Annotated in this window: 17 protein-coding genes; 6 read left to right on the top strand and 11 right to left on the bottom strand. The window is 69.1% G+C overall.

The features are described from left to right. Positions 1 to 21: 21 nt before the first annotated feature. Entirely contained in the window at positions 22 to 882 is an 861-nt protein-coding gene (gene fdhD / locus LXN01_RS14795) for a formate dehydrogenase accessory sulfurtransferase FdhD (RefSeq protein WP_236866377.1), read from the top strand. 37 nt (positions 883 to 919) lie between these two features. On the opposite strand, the gene LXN01_RS14790 is transcribed toward fdhD, so the two are convergent. From LXN01_RS14790 to LXN01_RS14770, 5 genes are all read right to left on the bottom strand, one after another. Then, positions 920 to 2,191, bottom strand: a complete 1,272-nt coding sequence (locus LXN01_RS14790; RefSeq protein WP_236866375.1) for an aminotransferase-like domain-containing protein — start codon at positions 2,189 to 2,191, stop codon at positions 920 to 922. 114 nt (positions 2,192 to 2,305) lie between these two features. Then, on the bottom strand, positions 2,306 to 2,962 hold the full coding sequence (locus LXN01_RS14785) for a methionine ABC transporter permease (protein WP_336885284.1): 657 nt from the start codon (positions 2,960 to 2,962) through the stop codon (positions 2,306 to 2,308). Next, positions 2,959 to 3,981, bottom strand: coding sequence for a methionine ABC transporter ATP-binding protein (locus LXN01_RS14780; RefSeq protein WP_236866372.1), 1,023 nt, complete (start codon positions 3,979 to 3,981; stop codon positions 2,959 to 2,961). The genes LXN01_RS14785 and LXN01_RS14780 overlap by 4 nt, the downstream gene beginning before the upstream one ends. Next, entirely contained in the window at positions 3,978 to 4,931 is a 954-nt protein-coding gene (locus tag LXN01_RS14775; RefSeq protein WP_236866370.1) for a MetQ/NlpA family ABC transporter substrate-binding protein, read from the bottom strand. The genes LXN01_RS14780 and LXN01_RS14775 overlap by 4 nt, the downstream gene beginning before the upstream one ends. A 415-nt stretch (positions 4,932 to 5,346) precedes the next feature. Next, complete coding sequence (locus LXN01_RS14770) at positions 5,347 to 5,901, bottom strand: HdeD family acid-resistance protein (RefSeq protein ID WP_236866361.1); 555 nt, start codon at positions 5,899 to 5,901, stop codon at positions 5,347 to 5,349. Between the two features lie 231 nt (positions 5,902 to 6,132). Between LXN01_RS14770 and LXN01_RS14765 the strand changes: the two genes are divergently transcribed. Further along, entirely contained in the window at positions 6,133 to 8,604 is a 2,472-nt protein-coding gene (locus tag LXN01_RS14765; protein WP_236866360.1) for a PEP/pyruvate-binding domain-containing protein, read from the top strand. On the opposite strand, the gene LXN01_RS14760 is transcribed toward LXN01_RS14765, so the two are convergent. The 5 genes from LXN01_RS14760 to LXN01_RS14740 all read right to left on the bottom strand — a co-directional run bounded on the left by LXN01_RS14760 (position 8,581) and on the right by LXN01_RS14740 (position 13,915). Beyond that, the gene (locus LXN01_RS14760) at positions 8,581 to 9,624 is read right to left on the bottom strand and encodes a hypothetical protein (RefSeq protein ID WP_236866358.1); all 1,044 of its coding nucleotides are present in this window, start codon (positions 9,622 to 9,624) and stop codon (positions 8,581 to 8,583) included. The two genes, LXN01_RS14765 and LXN01_RS14760, sit on opposite strands and share 24 nt — an antisense overlap. 58 nt (positions 9,625 to 9,682) lie before the next feature. Continuing rightward, a complete protein-coding gene (locus LXN01_RS14755; RefSeq protein ID WP_236866356.1) occupies positions 9,683 to 11,944 on the bottom strand; it encodes a hypothetical protein in 2,262 nt (753 codons plus the stop codon). Further along, positions 11,941 to 12,240: a hypothetical protein gene (locus LXN01_RS14750; protein ID WP_236866354.1), complete on the bottom strand. Its 300-nt coding sequence runs from the start codon at positions 12,238 to 12,240 to the stop codon at positions 11,941 to 11,943. The genes LXN01_RS14755 and LXN01_RS14750 overlap by 4 nt, the downstream gene beginning before the upstream one ends. A gap of 197 nt (positions 12,241 to 12,437) precedes the next feature. Then, positions 12,438 to 13,247: a glutamate racemase gene (locus tag LXN01_RS14745; RefSeq protein ID WP_236866352.1), complete on the bottom strand. Its 810-nt coding sequence runs from the start codon at positions 13,245 to 13,247 to the stop codon at positions 12,438 to 12,440. Beyond that, positions 13,244 to 13,915 (bottom strand): HAD domain-containing protein, encoded by a 672-nt coding sequence (locus LXN01_RS14740; protein ID WP_236866351.1) that lies wholly within the window; start codon positions 13,913 to 13,915, stop codon positions 13,244 to 13,246. Before LXN01_RS14740 ends, LXN01_RS14745 begins: the two co-directional genes overlap by 4 nt. A gap of 73 nt (positions 13,916 to 13,988) precedes the next feature. Between LXN01_RS14740 and LXN01_RS14735 the strand changes: the two genes are divergently transcribed. Continuing rightward, positions 13,989 to 15,434, top strand: a complete 1,446-nt coding sequence (locus LXN01_RS14735; protein ID WP_236866349.1) for an amidase — start codon at positions 13,989 to 13,991, stop codon at positions 15,432 to 15,434. Positions 15,435 to 15,497: 63 nt separating this feature from the next. Here the strand turns inward: LXN01_RS14735 and LXN01_RS14730 are convergent, their stop codons facing one another. Beyond that, positions 15,498 to 15,911, bottom strand: a complete 414-nt coding sequence (locus LXN01_RS14730; RefSeq protein WP_236866347.1) for an acyl-CoA thioesterase — start codon at positions 15,909 to 15,911, stop codon at positions 15,498 to 15,500. 262 nt (positions 15,912 to 16,173) lie between these two features. Between LXN01_RS14730 and LXN01_RS14725 the strand changes: the two genes are divergently transcribed. From LXN01_RS14725 to LXN01_RS14715, 3 genes are all read left to right on the top strand, one after another. Then, a complete protein-coding gene (locus tag LXN01_RS14725) occupies positions 16,174 to 17,415 on the top strand; it encodes a CaiB/BaiF CoA transferase family protein (protein WP_236866345.1) in 1,242 nt (413 codons plus the stop codon). Between the two features lie 89 nt (positions 17,416 to 17,504). Further along, positions 17,505 to 18,791, top strand: a complete 1,287-nt coding sequence (locus LXN01_RS14720) for an acyl-CoA dehydrogenase family protein (protein WP_236866344.1) — start codon at positions 17,505 to 17,507, stop codon at positions 18,789 to 18,791. Between the two features lie 68 nt (positions 18,792 to 18,859). Further along, positions 18,860 to 19,117, top strand: a 258-nt coding sequence (locus tag LXN01_RS14715; RefSeq protein ID WP_236866335.1) for a hypothetical protein, incomplete at its 3' end; no start/stop codon positions are given.

Below are 19,117 nucleotides of genomic sequence, written 5' to 3'. Positions count from 1 at the left end.
GAGATGCGGAGGTGCTGAGAGATGGTCCGGAAGACCGTGCGCACGCGGGTGCGCCGCTTCGACGCCACCGGCGAGGTCACGGCCCGCGCGGACAAGCTCGCCGGCGAGGAGCCGCTCGAGGTGCAGCTCGACGGCGACCAGTTCACCGTCACCATGCGCACGCCGGGCAACGACGTCGAACTCGTCGCCGGCTTCCTGCTCTCCGAGGCGGTGATCACCTCGAAGGCCGACATCGTCACGATCGACTTCGCCTCGGGTCTGGATCCCGATGGCAGCCGCAACTACAACGTCGCCCGGGTGGAGCTGGTCCCCGGCGTGTGGAACCGCGAGCAGTACGGCGCCCGTCAGGTCTACACCTCGAGCGCCTGCGGGATCTGCGGGACCGCCTCGATCGAATCGGTCCGCAAGGAGACCCGGCACCCGGTCGGGCCCCCGGAGCCGCTGATCTCCCCGCGCGCGGTGCTCGGGCTGCCGGACGCGCTGCGCGAGCAGCAGCAGCTGTTCACCGCCACCGGCGGCGTCCATGCTGCGGCGGTGTTCGCGGTGGCCGACGACGGGGCTGAGGCAGAGCTGCTGGCGGTGCGAGAAGATGTCGGTCGCCACAATGCGGTGGACAAGGTGCTGGGCTGGGCGCTGCTGGAGGACAGGCTGCCGTTGCGCCGGACCGTGCTGCAGGTGTCGGGCCGGGCATCCTTCGAGCTCGTGCAGAAGGCGGCGATGGCCGGGATTACGGTGCTGTCGGCGGTGAGCGCGCCGTCCGGGCTCGCCGTCGACCTGGGCCGGGACACCGGGGTGACCGTCATCGGCTTCAACCGCGGCACCACCTTCAACGCCTACAGTCACCCGAGTCGCATCTTCGGCGCCGCCGACGACGGCCAGTAGCTACTCCGTCACCCGCTTCCGGCCAGCCGGTCGGCAGCTACCCCGTCACGCGCTTCCATGCCCGGCCCAGGCGGACGGCGCCCTCCTCCAGGTCGGTCACGCTCGGCGCGGCGAAGGTCAGGCGCAGGCAGCCGCTGGTGCGGGCCGGTTCGCCGACTCCGAACCATTCGCCGCGCTGGTACACCAGGCCTTCGTCCTGCGCGGCGTCGTACAGCCGGGCGAAGTCGGCGTCCTGCTCCCGGAAGCGCGCCCACAGGAAGAACCCGCCCTGCGGCTCGATGATCTCCAGCTGCCCGGGCAGCTCGCGGTGCAGCGCATTCGTCAGCGTCCGCGCCTTCTGCGCGTAGGCGGCTCCGGCCGCCCGGGTGACTTGCGCGAACTCCGGCCGGGTGATGATCCGCTGCGCGAGCTCCTGCAGCACGCCACTCGTCTGCCCTTCGATCCGGTTGCGCATCTTCACGTACTGCCCGCTCAGATGCGTCGGCACGACGAGCCAGCCCAGGCGCAGCGCGGGGCCCAGCGTCTTGGCGAAGGTGTGGATGCCCATGACATGCTCGCTGTCGCGGACCCAGGTGTGCTCCGGCACCTCGACACCGGGGAACGCGAGCTCCTGATAGGGGTCGTCGGCGAACACGATGAAGCCGTACTTCTCCGCCAGCTCCGTCAGGTGTCGGGACTTCTCCAGCGACAGCACCGCCCCGCTCGGATTGTGGAAGGTCGGCACCGTGAACACGGCCTTCGGCCGCAGCCCCCGAGCCAGCTTCGCCTCGAGCTCGTCGACGTCGAACCCGTCGGCCTCCACCCCCACCGACTCGATCGTGACCCCGGTCAGCAGGTCCAGGGTGCGCAGGAACAGCGGGTAGACCGGGTCGTCGACGACGATCGTGTCACCGGGATCCAGCGTGCCGAGCACGGCCAGCGCCAGCCCGTGGGCGCCGCCGTTGGTGACGATGATGCGCTCGAGGTCCACACCCTCCCGCTCAGCGAGGGTGGCACGCAGCGAAGCGATCCCGGGAGCGGGAACGTAGCCGAGGGTGGAGGCGTACCCGGCGCCCTCGAAGTAGTCGCGCGCGGCCTCGCGGTGGAGCTCGGCTGGCAGCAGCGAGGTGTCGGGATTGCCCCCGCTGAGATCGATCGCACCCTCGCCGGCCGTGACGAGGCTCGCGTCGCCGAAGCCCTGTCGCCCGGGCAGCCTGCTCAGCAGGGAGCTGGCCCCGCCGAGGCGCCCGCCGGCTCCCACGGCCCCGCCGGCTCCCGCCGCTGCGCCGGTGCCGATGTCCTCGGCATTCATGCCGCTGTCGTTGCTCATGCGATTCCCTCCCTGACCGGGCTCCTCGCCGGCCCGGTCCTCAAGTTCCCATCGACCATACTGCGCTCGCAGAGGTCGTTGTCATGGTCATGGTCGTGGTCGTGGTGCGGTGCCTCAGTCGATGAAGCGCTTCGCGATCCAGTTGCCGAGGAACTGGACAAGCTGCACCAGCACGATCAGCACGATGATGATCAGCAGCATCACCGCCCAGTCGAACCGCTGGTAGCCGTACGTCAGGGCCAGGTTGCCCAGGCCGCCGCCGCCCACGGCGCCCGCCACCGCCGTGGCGTCGATGAGCGAGATGGAGATGAACGTCAGCGACAGCAGCAGCGGCCCGAATGCCTCCCGGACCACGAACCCGAACAGGATGTGCAGCGGCCGGGCGCCCATCGCCTCGGCGGCCTCGACGACTCCGGGATCGACGGCGACGAGGTTGGATTCGGCGACCCGTGCGATCCCCATCGCTCCGGCGATCGTCAGCGGCGGGATCGCCGCGGTCGGGCCGATGCTCGTGCCGATCAGGGCGCGGGTGAACGGAGTCAGCGCCACCAGCAGGATGATGAACGGGATCGGCCGGAAGGTGTTGACGACGAAGTTGAGGCTGAAGTGGACCACCCGGTTGCCCAGGATCTGGCCCGGGCGGGTGGCGAACAGGAAGATGCCCAGCGTCAGGCCGATGATCGAGGCGAGCACGAAGGCCACCGTGACCATGTACAGCGTCTCCGCGGTGGCCTGGGCCACCTTGGGCAGGACTGTGGCGAGATCGATCACCAGCGCGTCACCTCCGCATGCGTGCTGAGTTCGGACACGAAGGCCTCGATGGCGGACTCCTCGCCGTGCAGGGCCAGGCTGAGCTGCCCGTAGGGCTGGTTCTTCACCCGCGCGACGCCGCCCTGGATGATCGAGAAGTCGACGGTGTGGCCACGGGCCAGCCGGGACAGGATCGGGGTCTCGACCAAGGCGTCGTCCACCGCCACGGAGATGCGGTGCTCGCGGAACTCCTCCCGCAGCGCCGCCTTCTCCTCCTCGGTCAGCGAGGTGCGGGTGTAGGACTGGACGAGCGCGGCGGTCAGCGGGTGCTGCGGCTTGGACAGGATCTGCTGGATCGGCCCCAGCTCCACGACCTCGCCCTGGCTGAGGATCGCCGCCCGGTCGGCCAGGCTGCTGACCACGTCCATCTCGTGGGTGACCACGACGATGGTGATGCCGAACTCCTCGTTGACGCTGCGCAGCAGCGCCACGATCTCCGCGGTGGTCTGCGGGTCGAGCGCGCTCGTGGCCTCGTCGGACAGCAGGATGTCGGGCTGGTTGGCGATCGCCCGCGCGATCCCCACCCGCTGCTTCTGCCCGCCGGACAGCCGGCGCGGCTTGACGAACGCCTTGTCGCCGAGGCCCACGAAGTCGAGGAGGTCGGCCACCCGGGTGGCGATGTCGTCCTCCTTCCAGCCGGCCAGCTTGAGCGGCACCGCGATGTTGCCGAACACGGTGCGCGAGTTCATGAGGTTGAACTGCTGGAACACCATGCCGATCCCGTGCCGCATCTTCCGCAGCCGGTCCCCGGACACCTGCGCGAGGTCGACTCCGTCGACCTGCACCGAGCCCGAGGTGGGCCGCTCCAGGGCGTTGATCATCCGCAGCAGGGTGGATTTGCCCGCCCCGGAGCGGCCGATGAGGCCGAAGATCTCACCCGACTCGACGTTCAGGCTGACGTTCCGCAGGGCATCCGTGTGCACGCCCGTGTCGGTCGTGAACGACTTGGACACCTCGGACAGGACGATGCGAGACATCATTCGCCGGCGCTGAGCTCTTCGAGCACGTTGACGAGCTCGCTGCGAGGACGATCGACATAGGCGGCCTGGCCGTTCTTCTCCTCGTTGAAGGCGTCGATCACGCGCTGATCGCGATAGGTCTCCTCGAGCTTCTCCCACACCGGATCCTCGGCACGGTCCGGCAGCGTCGCCACCACGATGGTGTATGGGACCGAGGAGGGCGCCTCGGGATCCTCGACCTGGAGGGCGTCGGCGGTGGTGATGCCGAGCGCGGGGTCGAAGTCGTCGGTGGCGACGACGAGCGCGTCGACCGACGGGTCGTCGTAGGCGGTCTGCACGGATTCGTGGGCGAGCCGGACGAACTCGATGTTCTTCGGGTTCGCGGTGATCTGCTCCTCGGTGGGGTAGAAGCCCTGTTCGTCGCTGATCTCGAGCAGGCCGGCGCTCTGCAGGATGAACAGGCCGCGGGAGAAGTTCGAGGGGTCGTCCGGCATCGCGATCCGAGCGCCGTCCGGGATGTCCTCGACCGAATCGAGGGTGCTGGAGAAGAGACCCCACTGGGAGATGTTGGTCGAGAACAGCGGCGTGATGTCGGAGCCGTTCTCGGTGTTGAAGGCGCTCAGCCAGGCGATGTGCTGGAAGGAGTTCGCGTCGACCTCGCCCTGCAGCAGCGCGGTGTTGGGCAGGTAGGGATCGTCGAAGTTGACGAACTCGAGGTCGAGTCCGTTCTCCTTGCCGACTTCGACGATCGCGTCCTGGTAGTCGCTCTGGGCGGTGTCGGCGATCTTGAGGGTGGTGGTCTCAGCGCCGGCGCCGCGCTGCAGGAATGCGATGCCGAAGACGGCGATCAGGGCGACGACGAGGATGACGGCGCCGATGATCAGGCCCTTCCTGCGTCCGGCGCGGCGCTTGGCGAGCTGCTCCTGGACGGAGGCGTGGGTGGAGCTGGATGAAGCGGATGAATTGGGCACGGTGACGTCTTTCGTGGCGGGTGGCGCGCCTCGGCGGCGGGCGGAGACTCGCGGAGCAGGTCCGGCGGGTGGCCCCGCGGAAGCGGCGGGCGCGGTGAAATGCGGATCGAAGGTGGCGCGCGAGGATGGCGCGTTCGGAAGGCGCGCGGCAGGTGCTGTGGTGCGCTCAGAGGCATCAACGCTGCCCGGCGGGCCGGGCGTCAGCGCTGCCTGCCAGACCGGAGGCGTCAGCGCGCGGGCCGGCGTGAGACCGTCAACAGAGGACGGTGGTGAACCGCATGAGGTCGATGTGGAGGCGCCGCCACGACAGCAGGCCCGGAGAGTGCGTGGTCACCCATGAATTGAAGCCCACCGTCACTTGATATGTCAAACGACGGTGGGCCGGAGTAGACGCGGACGTGGGGACGGGCTCAGCTCACCGCTGCTTCGCCGCCCGGCTGATCTGGATCCCGAGGAGGATCGCGGCGATTCCCTCGACGATGAGGAAGATCGCGAGCAGCCACAGCAGGGAGATGATGCCGGCGCCCGGGTTCATCAGGAGCAGGATTCCGACGATGACGCCGAGCGCGCCGGAGATCAGCAGCGCCCACCAGAACCGCGCCCCCAGCTTCCTGAGACCGAACGCGCCTGCGAACTGGACGATGCCGACCACGATCGCCCAGACCGCGACGAGGATCACGATCGCGAAAGCAGCGGCGCCGGGCAGGAAGATCACCACGATCGCGGCGAGGATGGCGAGGATGCCGCTGATGAGCTGCCAGGCGGAGCGGGTCGCCTTGCTCTGCCAGAACCAGCCGATGATCGAGAACAGGCCGTCGATGAACAGCCAGGCGGCGAACAGAGCGATGAATGCGAAGACCGAGGGGCCCGGCCACACCAGCATGACGATGCCGACGATGATCGCGAGGATGCCCTGGATGATGAGGGCAGTGCGGGATCTGCGCTGGAATTCGGTGAAGGGGAGTGACATGAGAAGTACCTTCCTCGTGCTGTCGGGCCGTGCGGCCGGAGGTCGGGCTCGCACCCCCGGTCTCGGTCTCCTATCAACAGTAGCGCCGCCGGGGTTGACCCGCGATCACCGAAGGCGGATCATCGGCTTCCATCGGAGCACTGCCGCTTTCTGCCGTCCGGGTCCCGAGGGTCGGCTCCTGCCGCCTGAGCGTCAGCCGGACGTCGTCCGCGGCCTGACGGGGAGGCGGACATGGACGTCATCGACCTTGCACGGATTCCTCCTGGCCGGACGGATCTCGTCGGCGGCAAGGCCGCCGGCCTCGCCGGCCTGATCTCCGCAGGGGAGCGGGTGCCGGACGGCTTCTGCCTGACCACCGAGGCGCACCGTGCCGGCATCATCCCCGAGGCGGCTGTCGTGGCCGCCTACCGACGCCTCGGGAGCCCTCCGGTCGCCGTGCGGTCCAGTGCCACGGCCGAGGACCTGCCCGACGCCAGTTTCGCCGGCCAGCAGGACACCTTCCTCGACGTCACGGGCGAGGATGAGCTGATCGACGCGATCCGCAGGTGCTGGCGCTCTCTCGACAGCGACCGCGCCGTCGCCTATCGGGCGGCACACAGCGCGGACGCCGAGCCGCCGAGCATGGCAGTCGTGGTCCAGCGGATGATCGCCCCGGCAGCCGCCGGCGTGATGTTCACGGCCAATCCGCTCACGGGCACCCGCACCGAGACCGTCGTCGATGCGGTGGAGGGCCTGGGCACCGGCGTCGTGGACGGCACTGTGGACCCCGACCACTATGTGCTGCCGGAGCGGGGGCCGGTGCCTGCCTACGGCTGTCTCTCCCCGGATGAGCTGCGCCGACTCCGCGCGACCGGCCTCCGGGTGCAGCGCATCTTCGACAGACCCCAGGACGTCGAGTGGGCGCTGGATGCGGAGCGGACGCTCTGGCTGCTGCAGTCCCGTGCGATCACCACGCTCTTCCCCCTGCCGCCTGCCCGCGATGACCTGCGTGTCTACCTGGAGGTCGGGCACGTGCAGGGTCTGCGCCGGCCGCTCACCCCGATGGGCATGTCGGTGCTGCGCGAGGTCTCCGGCCGCTGGTTGAACCTCGTCGGCGCCGATGACGCGGTCCTCGACTCGCTGCTCGTCGACATCGGCGGGCGGATGTTCATGGACCTCACCGGCTTCCTCCACAGCCGGCGGCTGCGAGGACGGGTGCCCGAGATCGTCCGGGTCTACGGTCCCGCCATTGCGCGAAGTGCGGCGAAGCTTCTCGACGACCCCCGCTTCGCACCACGCCCCGGCGGGCACCTGTTCTCCCGGAGGGCGGCCTCTCGGCTGCTGCTGACATCGGTGCCCAAGGCCCTGGTCGGCGCGCTGTGGGCCCTTGCTCGGCCGAGCCGGGCGCGGGAGCGCGCATTCCGCGAGCTCGATCGGGTGCGCAGCGAGCCGACTGCTGACCCGCCGGACACGAGCAGTCGCATCCGCGCGGCAGTCAGCGTCCAGGACCCGGCCCTGACAGGGCCGATGATGCGCTCGCTGCCTCCGCTCTGGGCCGCGCTGCTGGCCCAGAACGTGGCGAACGGACTCCTCACCGGCATCATCCGCCCGGGGGAGCTGAATGCGGTGCTCCGGGGCATGCCCCACAACGTCACCACGCAGATGGATCTTGAGCTCTGGTCGGTCGCCCGGGCGGCCGCGCCCCACCGTGAGCTCCTGATCAGCACCGCTCCGGAGGAGCTCGCCGCACGCTTCCGGCAGGGGCTGCTGCCCGAATTCGGGCTCACCGCCTTCCTTGCGGAGTACGGGATCCGCGGCACTGCGGAGATCGATGTCGGTGCTCCGCGCTGGGCCGAGGATCCTGCGCCGGTGTTCGCCGCCCTGGCCGGATATCTGCTGGTCACCGACCCCGATCAGGCTCCGTCTGCGAGGTTCGCCCGCGCCGCGGCCGAGGCGGAGGCTTCCCTGCGGGAGCTCATCGGACGAGCCGAGCGGGTGCGTCCGCTGCGCGCCTGGATCGTCGGTTCGCTGCTGCACCGGACCCGGGAACTGGCGGGCCTGCGCGAACTGCCCAAGTTTCTCTGGCTGACCCCGATCAGCGAAGCGCGCAGGCAGCTCCTGGCGGCGGGCGCCGAACTCACGGCCGCCGGGCTGCTGGACGCCCCGGGCGACATCATGTTCCTGACCCTCACCGAAGCCGTCGCCGCCGCCCAGGGTGCCGATCAGCGCACACTGGTGTCCGACCGGCGTCGGGAGCACCAGCGGGAGGCCCGACGCCGGCAGATCCCGGGCCTGCTGCTGTCGGACGGTACGAACCCGCTGACGCTGCCTGACGCGGCACCGTCCGAGCACGGACCGGACATCCTGGTGGGAGTGCCGGCAGCGACCGGCAGTGCAACCGGCCCGGTGCGCATCGTCCACCAGCCGTCCGAGGCGCGGCTGCGGCCCGGCGATATCCTCGTGGCGGCCACGACCGACCCGGGCTGGACGCCGCTGTTCCTCACCATCGGCGGTCTGATCACGGAGACCGGCTCACCGATCGCGCACGGGCCGACCGTGGCCCGCGAGTACGGCATCCCCGCCGTCGTCTCCGTCCCCGAGGTCACGACGCGGCTGACCGAGGGTCAGACCGTCACCCTCGACGGGGCCACCGGAGTCATCAGGATGCACACGGCGGAAGGGGAGCGTCCGGAGCAGCCCTCAGCCGCTGTTCGGGTGGGCTGAGGCGGCGTAGCGCTCGAGCTGCCCGCGGATCTTGTCGCCGGTGCGCGGTTCGACCGTGCTCGACCGTCCCACCGCCTTCGCCCGGACCGCTCCCGAAAGAATCTGGGACAGCGGCAGGGCGGGGGAGGCGGTGCCGTCCGCCGCCACGTGCTCGAGGTAGGGCAGCGAATCCTCGGGCGTGACCCGCCGGGTCAGCGCGGCCGGGTCGACGATGTCGATCCGGCCGCCCGCCAGCCGGACGAACACCTCGGCGATGTAGCGGGCCGCCTGCTGGACGAACGAGGACTCGAAGTCGGCCTTGATGTCGGCCTTGTCCGGGTAGCGGTCGAGCAGCACCTGCTCGAGCCGGTCGAGCGATTCCGCGGTGAAGTCGAGCTTCGTGCCCTGCTCGGCCAGCGCGGTGGTGAAGCGCTCGAGTTCGCCCTGATGGTGGGCGAGGTAGTCCCGCAGTGCGGGGTTGACCGCTGCGGGATCCGCGACGCCCATCGCGGTGATCCCCGACGATCGGCGCAGCGGGCCCGCGTCGCCGAAGCTGTTCCGGATGGCGGTGGTGAGATCGCGGAAGTAGTGTCCCGAGCGGGTGCCCGCAGCGCCGGTGAGCGTGGTGTAGATGTTGACGGTGCCGCCCCGCAGGTAGCCCTCCGGGGAGTCGACGCGCACGAACGGGAGCCCGGCGCCCGGGCCGCCCTGCTCCCAGAGCTCCTCCCACTCCCATTCGCCGCCGCAGGTGCGGAGGATGACCTCACCGACGTAGCGGAAGACGTCGAAGAAGAAGGACCGGGGGCCGGCGTCGTCGAGGTCGGCCGGTGTGCGTACGCGCTCGAGGTACAGCGCCTCGATCTCGTCGAGGGATTCCACGGAGTAGGCCGGTGCCTCCGGTCGCGGTGCGATCGCTGCGAGGAAGCCGTCGAGGCGCTCGGCGCAGCTGTCCTGGAAGTCCCAGAAGTACTGCTCTGCCTCCGCCCGAGGCGGTCGCCGCCGGACCTCGACGAGATCCTCGACCTGCCCGTCATCACTCACGCGCATCCCCCTGTTCGCTCGCTGTGGTTGGTCGTGCTGTGCTCGAGCCTAGTCCGATTCACTTGAACGTCGTCCCCGTCACCTCGTAGCTGATGCCCGCGTCGAGCAGGCGCCTCTTGGTGCTCGCCGTGGGCTCCTGGGCGAAGACGTAGGTGATGTCCCAGCCCTGCTCGGCCAGCGCGGAGTCCTTCGCCAGCTGCCCGGAGTCGGCCTTCGGCTGACCGGACTTGAGCTCGAAGGCCTCCTTGGTCTCCGGGTTGACCGCGTCGAAGTAGCGCTTGTCGCTGGAGTGGTACCTCGCGGGGTCGGTCTTGTCGGCACCGGCCGCGACCGGCAGGCCCTCGTCCTGTGCCCCGGGCCTGGGGTTCTGCCAATTGGAGGTCGGATCGCCCTCCGGCCCGAACCGGTCCTCGTTGGCCCGCCACCACGACTCCTCGAAGGCATAGCCCTTCTTCGAGTTGAGGTAGCGCGTGTCGTAGTCGGCCTTCCAGGTGTCGAAGTCGAAGTTCGCACCCTGCGAGTTCCTCTTCTTGAGCATGTCCGCGGCCATGTGGTCGGCCGAGCCGTAGTCGGCCTTGGTGTGCGTGGTGACGCCGGCCTCGTCGGCCCAGTCCAGGAGATCGTCGACGTCGTCGATGTCGCCGATCTCGTCGAGCCAGGGCCGCCTGACCGGGATCTCGACGCCCGGGGTGTTCGTCGGGATGTGTGTGCCGACCTTCGCGGTCGGGGTGTCGAACACGTCGATGCGCTTGCCGAAGCTGCTCATGTCGACGGCGGCATCGCCCACGTGCTCCAGGCCCTTGAAGGCGTCGGCGACGTTGTCGAGGTTCTTCGCGGCATCTGCCGCGAGGTCGATGCCGTCGATGGCGCGCCGCGCGTCATTGAGGTTGTCGAGGTGCTTGATGCCCTTCGCGCCGGTGGCTCCCCAGCCGAAGAACGGGATCATCGCAGCTGCCGACAGACCGGCGTTGGCCCAATCACCCTCGACGACGTAGATGCCGGCGTTGATCCCGTCGGCGATCTCCCCGAATCCCGGGATCAGTCCGGCGGCATCGAGGAGTCCGTGGACCCAGGCGCTGCCGTTCGACGGCTGCTCGGCCTCCGCCTGCGCGATCTGCTCCTGGACCTTCGCCTCGAACTCGGTGATGCGGTTCGAGATCCGCTGGCCCGCCTCAAGGCTCGGTGCGTCCGGTCCCATGGCGCCGGTCAGGGCGGCCACCAGCGTCTCGCCCTCGTCCTGCGGCCACGGCCGGAGCATGAGGTATTCGAGCAGGCCCTCGGTCGAGTACCTGCGGTCCTCGGGGTTCGGATTGCCGGGGCTCGCAGGACCAGGGCCGAAGCTGATCTCCCGACCCGCCTGCTCGTCGAACAGCTCCTGGGCCAGCGCGGGGTTCCCCGCCGCCTGGGTCAGCACGGCGGCGAGCGGGTCCTGCATTCTGTCCCCGCCGGGCATCGTGAACTGGCCGTCGCCCTGCCAGGTCCTCGGCCCGTCGCCGGTGTGCTGCTCGGTGGCGTAGATGTGCTCGACCGTGGATTTCACGACGCCCGGATCCCACGATCCGAAGGTCATCAGCCAGCCGAGCGCCTGCGCGTTGTCGCTGATCCCGTACCCCTGCGGCGAGAACTGGGCGGTCCAGTCCGAGTGCTGCTCCTGCGTCCAGGCGAGCTCTGCGGTGAGCGTCGAGGAGTTGCCGTAGCTGCGGCCCAGATATTCCGCGATCAGCGCGTACTGCTCGTCGAATGCGGTGAGGGCCTCCTGCTCAGCCGCAGTGGGTGTGCCCGGCGGGCCGTATCCCGCGCCGCGGAACGGATCGGGGGTCAGGAGGTCCCGACCCTGGCCGAGCCGGCGGACGAACTCCGCGAGCTGTTCGGGGGAGACCTGCTTGGCCAGCTGCGCGTCGAAGTACGGGTCGCCCGCGTGCTGCCGGAGATGGTCGAGGACCTCGACCGGGATCTCCGACGCCGGCCCGTTGTCCAGGTAGGCCGCGATCGCCTCGGCGGTGTGCCCGGCGGCCCGGCGGGCCTCCTGAGGAGTTGCGGTCGGCAGCATTCCCTCGTCAATGACGACCTCGGACTGCAGGCCGGGGGTCTGCCGTTCGATGTGCTCTGCGAGCGCCAGGCGGCGCTGCAGGTCGGGGATGCGCTCGTCGATCCACTCGCAGACGCGGTCGGCGCTGTCGGAGAAGGCGGAGCTGAGCTTGAGGTCCTGGAGTTCGCGGGACAATCCGCGGATGTCGCCGCGGATGTCGTCCTTGGCGGTGGTCAGCTGCTCGATGAGCCGGGTCATCGCGGGGATGTTGATCGCTGCCAGCGCCATCATCGGCTCCAGCGGGCGCGCCAGTCGAGGGGCTCGACCTCGAGGGGCTCCCCGGCGAGCTGGTCGGGGATCTCCGACTTGGCGATGTCGGCGGAGATGTCGAGCTGGCCGATCTCGTGGGTCATCTCCCCTCCGAACTGGTCGGACTCACCGCCGATCCAGGCGTCGCCGGCGAAGGTGCTCTTCGCGGCGTCGAGGCGGGTCGCCATCGAGTTCGCCGAGGTGTCCACGCCGGGGCGGCTGATCTCGAGGTCGATCTTGTACAGGTTGGGGAGCTTCTCCGCGGTGGGGCCGGTCATGGCGAGGGGGATCCTCCGGGCTGAGGGGGGTGGGGATGCTACCCGACCACCCTATTGCCGAGGAATCGGCAGAAGCAGTTAACGACGGATGAAACATCAGCCGATTCGGGAGTGGTCCGGCCGCGCACCGGCCCGCTCGATGAACGGCCGGTGAACCGCGCGGCCGACCCGCTCAGTGGACCCCCAAGCGGACCTGCTCAGCCGCGGGATTCGATGGCGCGCAGCCGGACGCCGGCCGGATAGGCGTCGAGGGTGTCCGGCAGGGCGGCCCGGCGGCCGGACATGTAGGTCGCGAGTACTCGGCCGGCCGGCGCCTCGGCGGGTGCCGGGGGACGCTCATCGGGATCGATGCCGAGGCGCCGCAGCGTCTGCCGGGCCACCGCGACCGGCGAGTCGTGGAGTGCCGAGGTGCTCGGCCGGCGCGCGAGGATCCGGTCCTCGACGAGCCCGTAGTGGGTGCAGCCGAGGACGATCGCCTCGACGTGGTCCGGGGTCTCGGCGACGGCGGCGTCGATCGCGGCGTCGACGGCTGCCAGATCGGCGGCGTCGATGGCCTCGGCCAGGCCGGGGCAGGGGACGGCATGGACTTCGGCCTCCGCGGCGAAGGCGTCGATGAGGCCGCGCTGATAGTCGCTGGCGGTCGTCGCCTGAGTCGCCCAGACGGCGAAGGGGACCTTCGAGTCGGCCGCGGTCTTGACCGCCGGCACCGTGCCGACGACGGGCACGTCCGGCTCCAGCACCTGCCGGAGCGCCGCCAGGCCGTGCACAGAGCCGGTGTTGCAGGCGATGACCACCGCATCGGGCTCCCAGGGCTCGAACACGTCCGCCGAGGCGATGATCCGTTCGGCGACGACGCCCGGCTCGAGCGCGCCGTAGGGCATCCAATCGGGATCCATCGACAGCAGCAGGTCGGCCTCGGGGAGCAGCCGGTGGAAGGAGTCGGCGAAGTCGACCAGTCCCAGACCGGAGTCGATGAAGCCGACCAGAGGGCGGGCGCGGCGTGTCATTCGTTCTTCCTTTCACGGATGTTCCGGGTGCTGTCCTTCGTCGAGGCCGGCGGCTTTCGCGTCGCGGGCTTGAGACGGACGAGCGCCCGCGGACGCAGGGCGACGGTGGAGAGGGGAGTGAAGCGCGGGTGGCTGAAGGCGCGGATGGCCTCGAAGTGCTCCTCCCCGAGCCCGCGGGAGAACTCGGGGGCGATCAGCAGCAGCCGGCCCGCGTACTTGGTGGAGAAGTAGTCGCGGGTGACCGGCGCCGCCAGATCGTCATCGATCCAGATCGCCCGCGCATCCGAGTTCTCCGCCAGCCACTCCTCGACCGCGATGGCCTTCCACCAGGTGTGCGGATCGTTGGCGAAGCGGTTGTAGGAGTCGTCGGGCATGGGGATGATCGGGTACCGATTGCGGAACCCGAATTTCGGCTCGAGCTCGCTGCGGCACCGCTGCGACCACGTCGACAGCCAGACGATGTCGACCTGGCGTCGTTCGGCAAGGCGTTCGAGGAGCCGGATGATCCTGGGGCGGAAGTGAAGTTCGTAGTGCCAGGCGCGGACGCGCCTGCGGCGCTCGCGGAGGAACCGCAGGCCGGTGACGGGGAAGGAGTTGAGGACCCCGTCGACGTCGAGGAAGAGGGTCACGTGGCGAGCGCGCCTGCGTGCTGATTCCTCGAAGTCCATGCGATCGTCCCGGCCCTGCGTGCTGCCGCCTCCCTCGTGCACCAAGCGTATCGTCCCGTGGCAGACTGGGCGCATGAGAGACCTGCATCACATGACGGTTATGGAAGTGCTGTCCGCGTTCCGCTCGCTGGAGCTCTCCCCGGTCGACTACCTCGACGCGCTCATCGAGCGGATCGAGGCCCTCGACGGCACGGTCAACGCGGTGATCGACGTGATGGGGGAGCCGGCGCGGGAGGAGGCGGCGGAGGCGGCGCGGGTCTACGCGGCGCAGTCATTCGGGCGCGGGGTCGATGGGCCGCTGCCTCCGCTGCTCGGCCTGCCGCTGCTGGTCAAGGAGCTGCACGATGTCGAGGGGATGTCTGCCACGCGCGGCTCGCGCGCGCTGGCGGGTGCGGTGGCGGACGCCGACCACCCGATCGTCGACCGGCTGCGCGCTGCCGGAGCGATCCCCTTCGCCCGGACGACGACGCCGGAGTTCTCCTGCGCGACGTTCACCCAGACCGCCGCGTGGGGGATCACCCGGAATCCGTTCAACCCGGACTTCACCCCCGGAGGCTCCTCCGGTGGTTCGGCGGCGGCCGTGGCTGCCGGTTTCGGTCCGCTGGCGACCGCCTCGGACATCGCCGGGTCCACGCGCATCCCCGCGGCGTTCACCGGGCTGGTCGGGTTCAAGACGCCCTACGGCCGGACGCCGGCGGTGCCGCCGCTCAACGCGGACTGGTACCGCGGGGACCACGTGCTGACCCGCAGCGTCGCGGACTCCGCCCTCGCGACCAACCTCATCGTCGGCACGCACCCGCGAGATCACGTCACGATCGGGCCGGCGCACGTGCTGCCGACCGAGTTCACCGGCGCGGCAGGGGTCGCCGGCATGCGAGTCGCGGTCTCCCGCGACCTCGGCTGCTACGACGTCGACGCCGAGGTGCTCGCCGGGCTGGACTCGGTCGTGGCAGCGCTCGCCGACGCCGGCGCCGAGGTGGTCGAAGTCGACGTCGGCCTGTCCCTGGCCGAGGTCAACGAGGTCTCGAGTGCGCACTACGGACATCTCGCCGCCGCGAACATGCTGCGCGCCGCAGGCGGCGACATCGGCCTGCTGGAGCCGTACTCGCAGCGGTTCGTCGAATACACGCGTGCTCACGCGGAGCGGGTGAGTCTGCTGGACTCCCTGCTCATGGAGAGTCGCATCCAGCAGCAGATCGCGGCTGCGATGGCTGGTTTCGATGTGCTGGTGACCCCCACCTCGGCGATCGCGGTGCTGGAGGCGGGCCAGGACTACCTGGAGCCGCTCGATCGGCCGGCGGGGCAGCTCGACTTCTACTGGCAGGCGCACATGGCGGTGCCGTTCAACATCGCCAATCGCCACCCGGTGCTCGCCGTGCCCAGCGGCGTCGGTCCGACCGGCGTGCCCGTGGGTGTGCAGATCGTCGGGCATCCCTATGCCGACGACTCGGTCTTCACCGTCGGCGCGGCGATCGAGGAGCTGCTGCCGTTCCCGCAGAGCCCGCTGATGGGCGGGTGAGTCAGCCGGGTCAGTCGGTGAGTCGGTGTCGGCTGGACGGCGACTCTCGGCCGGTGAGCCGAATCAGGCGGAAGCCTTCTCCTCGACCATGTAGGTGCGCAGGTATTCCTTGTCCTTCTCGCTGATGGGCGTGGGCTTCAAGGTCTTCGGCTCCACGGTCACCATGACGTTGAGGGCCTCGAAGACGACCTCGTCCTGCTGGATTCCGGTGGTGTGGATGGTGAATGACGTGTTGCCCACCCGCGCGATCCGCAGCTCCAGGGTCAGCTCGGGGCCGTAGAGCACCGGCTTCTTGTAGTCGAGCTCCAGGCGAACTGCCAGCTTCGGGGCACCGATGGAGTCCCTGCCGCGCATGCCGACCAGCCAGTTGATCCGCCCCTCCTCGATGAGGGTGACGATGCGGCCGTTATTGACGTGGCCGAGGATGTCCTGGTCCGACCAGCGGATCTCGGGCTTGTGGATGAAGACCTCGGACATTGCACTTCCTTCGCTGAAAACTGTTGTTGGCGGTGTGGCGGAACTTCGTCGGGGGGTATGGCGGAACTGCCTTGCCCGGTTGTGGCCGCCCCATTTCGAGGCTCCCAGTATTGCGGACTCCGGCCCGGCACTCTAGTCTCAACTTAACAAGTGTTCGGTAACGTGCTGGAAACGGGGTCGCCGCAGAGACGCGTCGGGTCCGGCCCACCGGAAGTCCGCGCGGAGCCGCGGAGCATCGCCATTGAACCATGGAGGAGACATCATGGCCGCAGCAGAGTCCACCCCCACCGCGCCGCCCGCACCGCTCGCAGGAGTGCGCATCGTCGACTTCGGAGGCATCGGGCCGGGCCCCTTCGCCTCGATGGTGCTCGCCGACCTCGGCGCCGAGGTCATCCGCCTGCAGCGTCCCTCGGAGCTCGACTCGGCCAACAGCCCGGTCCTCGACCGGGGAAAGAAGTCGCTGGTCGTCGACCTCAAGAAGCCCGAGGGTGTCGAGGTCGTGCGCAAGCTGGTCGCCGGCGCCGACGGCTGCCTGGAGGGCTTCCGGCCGGGAGTCGCCGAGCGCCTCGGCCTGGGGCCGGATGAGCTGCTGGAGCTCAACCCGCGGCTGGTCTACGGCCGCATCACCGGCTACGGCCAGACGGGTCCGCGCTCGAACATGGCCGGCCATGACATGAACTACATCGCCTCCTCCGGTGTCCTCCACCAGCTGGGTCGCGCCGGTGAGGGCCCGCAGTTCCCCGCCAACCTGCTCGGCGACTTCGGCGGCGGCGGCATGCTGCTGGCCATCGGAATGCTCGCCGCCCTGGTGCGAGCGAAGTCCTCCGGAGAGGGCACCGTCGTCGACGCCGCAATGGTGGACGGCGCGAACCTCCTGTGGGCGATGATGCACGGCTTCTCCGCGACCGGCGACTGGCAGGAGGAGCGCGGCACCAACATGCTCGACTCGGGAGCGCCCTTCTACGATCGCTACGAGACCAAGGACGGCCAGTGGGTGTCCGTGGGCTGCATCGAGCCGCAGTTCTTCAAGATCTTCATCGACAGCCTCGGGATTGAGGACAGGATGCCCGGTCCGTTCGGCACCTTCGACTACCGCAAGAAGGACACCTGGCCGCAGATCCGCACTGCCTTCACCGAGGCGATCGCCTCTCGGACGCGCGATGAGCTGGTCGAGATCTTCGACGGCACCGACGGCTGCGTGTTCCCGATCCTCAACTTCGACGAGGCGGAGGCCGACGCCCACAACCAGGCGCGCAAGGTCTTCTACCGCGACGATTCCGGCGTGCGCCAGCCTGGCCTCGCACCGCGGTTCGCCGCGCGTGGAGGAGCCAGCTGGGCGGGTGGCGAGTCGGATGGCGAGCCGTACGCGCAGCCCGCCCCTGCCCCGCAGACCGGGGCTCACACGGCCGAGGTGCTCGAGTCGGCCGGGTTCAGCCCTGAAGACGTCGAACGGCTGGCCTCCGACGGCGTCGTCGCCGGGGGAGTGCCGGTCGCCGGACGCTGAGCAGAGACTTACCGAAGAAGTTCACACCACCGAGAACCACGATCAGGTTCAGCAATCGAGAACCACGATCACGCCAAGGAGGGCGAGATATGAAGTTCGCAGAAGAAACCACAAGCCAGAGCCAAGTCGGAATCGCAAGCGCGGATCCGCAGGATGCGCTCAACGACCTGCGCATGTCCGAGAAGGCGATGCCGCTGCTGAATCACGTCAAGCGGTTCATCGCGGAGACGGTCGATCCGATGTACGAGGAGTTCGTCAGGCTCGGCGAGGGCCACGAGGACCGCTGGAGCTTCGCGCCGGGCCAGCTCGAAGTCCTGCAGCAGGCCAAGGACAAGGCGAAGGAGGAAGGTCTGTGGAACTTCTTCCTGCCCGACGCGGAGACCGGTGAGGGCCTGTCGAACCTCGACTACGCCTACATCGCCATCGAGCTGGGCAAGAGCCCGCTGGCCTCGGAGACGATGAACTGCTCGGCGCCTGATACCGGCAACATGGAGGTCCTCGAGCGGGTCGGCACCCCTGAGCAGAAGAAGCAGTGGCTGCAGCCGCTGCTCGACGGCGAGATCCGCTCCGCCTACGTCATGACGGAACCGGACGTCGCCACCTCCGACGCCAAGAACGTCAAGACGTCTGCGGTCCTGGAGAACGGGGAATGGGTGATCAACGGCGAGAAGCACTACATCTCCGGCGCAGGTGATCCCCGCTGCAAGATCATGATCATGATGGTCAAGACCAATGACGGCGACGACCGCAGCCGCAATCACTCGCAGATCCTGGTTCCGATGGACACCCCTGGCGTGGAGATCGTCGGCCCCATGCATGTCTTCGGTGAGGACCACGCCCCGCGCGGCCACATGCACATGCGCTTCACCAACGTGCGGGTCCCGGAGTCCAACATGCTCCTGGGCGAAGGCCGCGGCTTCGAGATCTCGCAGGTGCGACTGGGCCCCGGTCGCATCCACCACTGCATGCGCACCATCGGCAAGGCCGAGGTGGCCCTGGACTACATGGTCAAGCGCGGCACCTCGCGGACTGCGTTCGGCCAGCCGCTGGCCAAGCTCGGGGGAAACCTCGAGAAGATCTCGCGCGCGCGGATCGACATCGAGTCGATGCGCCTGCTGGTGCTCAAGGCGGCCAAGGCTATGGACGTGCTGGGCAACAAGGAAGCCCGCGTGTGGGTCTCGATGGCAAAGGCCCAGGTCCCGGAAAAGGCCTGCCAGATCATCGATCAGGCCATCCAGATCCACGGTGCTTACGGCATGTCGCAGTTTACGCCGCTTCCTGAGCTCTATGCGGACGTGCGTCACCTCCGCTTCGCGGACGGCCCGGACGAGGTGCACCACATGGTGGTCGGCCGCCACGAGCTGTCGCAGCACTGATCCAGGCAGGCTGCCGCCAATCCGGAATTCGCTGACAGCCCGAAGTCTGCCGACAGCTGATCTCAGGGTTGCGCTTCCAGGATGAGGGCAACCAGGGCCCGGGTACCGATATCGGTACCCGGGCCCTGTCGTCGTCGGTGCCGGTAGGCGGGGAGATGCCCGGCAGGCGGGGACATGCCTGGCGGCAGGATTTCAGGAATCCTCCCGTTCGGGTATTCCCTGTCTCCGTCGGTCTTGCTAATATAGAACACATGATCGAATCACTGCAGTTGGCTGGTCACGACGACGTGGCTGTCGTGCGTGATGCGCTGGCACGGATGGAGCCT

This window comes from Brevibacterium daeguense (assembly GCF_021729135.1).
Taxonomy (GTDB): Bacteria; Actinomycetota; Actinomycetes; order Actinomycetales; family Brevibacteriaceae; genus Brevibacterium; species Brevibacterium daeguense.
The sequence above is the reverse complement of the archived record's forward strand: the minus strand, read 5'-3'. Positions and strand labels throughout refer to the sequence as shown.

Excerpts from the sequence above, each read along its gene's own strand:
- LXN01_RS14745 (WP_236866352.1), bottom strand. The coding sequence starts at position 13,247 with ATGACACGCCGCGCCCGCCCTCTGGTCGGCTTCATCGACTCCGGTCTG.
- LXN01_RS14730 (WP_236866347.1), bottom strand. The coding sequence starts at position 15,911 with ATGTCCGAGGTCTTCATCCACAAGCCCGAGATCCGCTGGTCGGACCAG.
- LXN01_RS14790 (WP_236866375.1), bottom strand. The coding sequence starts at position 2,191 with ATGAGCAACGACAGCGGCATGAATGCCGAGGACATCGGCACCGGCGCA.
- LXN01_RS14765 (WP_236866360.1), top strand. The coding sequence starts at position 6,133 with ATGGACGTCATCGACCTTGCACGGATTCCTCCTGGCCGGACGGATCTC.
- LXN01_RS14735 (WP_236866349.1), top strand. The coding sequence starts at position 13,989 with ATGAGAGACCTGCATCACATGACGGTTATGGAAGTGCTGTCCGCGTTC.
- LXN01_RS14780 (WP_236866372.1), bottom strand. The coding sequence starts at position 3,981 with ATGATGTCTCGCATCGTCCTGTCCGAGGTGTCCAAGTCGTTCACGACC.
- LXN01_RS14750 (WP_236866354.1), bottom strand. The coding sequence starts at position 12,240 with ATGACCGGCCCCACCGCGGAGAAGCTCCCCAACCTGTACAAGATCGAC.
- LXN01_RS14725 (WP_236866345.1), top strand. The coding sequence starts at position 16,174 with ATGGCCGCAGCAGAGTCCACCCCCACCGCGCCGCCCGCACCGCTCGCA.
- LXN01_RS14770 (WP_236866361.1), bottom strand. The coding sequence starts at position 5,901 with ATGTCACTCCCCTTCACCGAATTCCAGCGCAGATCCCGCACTGCCCTC.
- LXN01_RS14720 (WP_236866344.1), top strand. The coding sequence starts at position 17,505 with ATGAAGTTCGCAGAAGAAACCACAAGCCAGAGCCAAGTCGGAATCGCA.
- LXN01_RS14755 (WP_236866356.1), bottom strand. The coding sequence starts at position 11,944 with ATGATGGCGCTGGCAGCGATCAACATCCCCGCGATGACCCGGCTCATC.
- LXN01_RS14740 (WP_236866351.1), bottom strand. The coding sequence starts at position 13,915 with ATGGACTTCGAGGAATCAGCACGCAGGCGCGCTCGCCACGTGACCCTC.
- fdhD (WP_236866377.1), top strand. The coding sequence starts at position 22 with ATGGTCCGGAAGACCGTGCGCACGCGGGTGCGCCGCTTCGACGCCACC.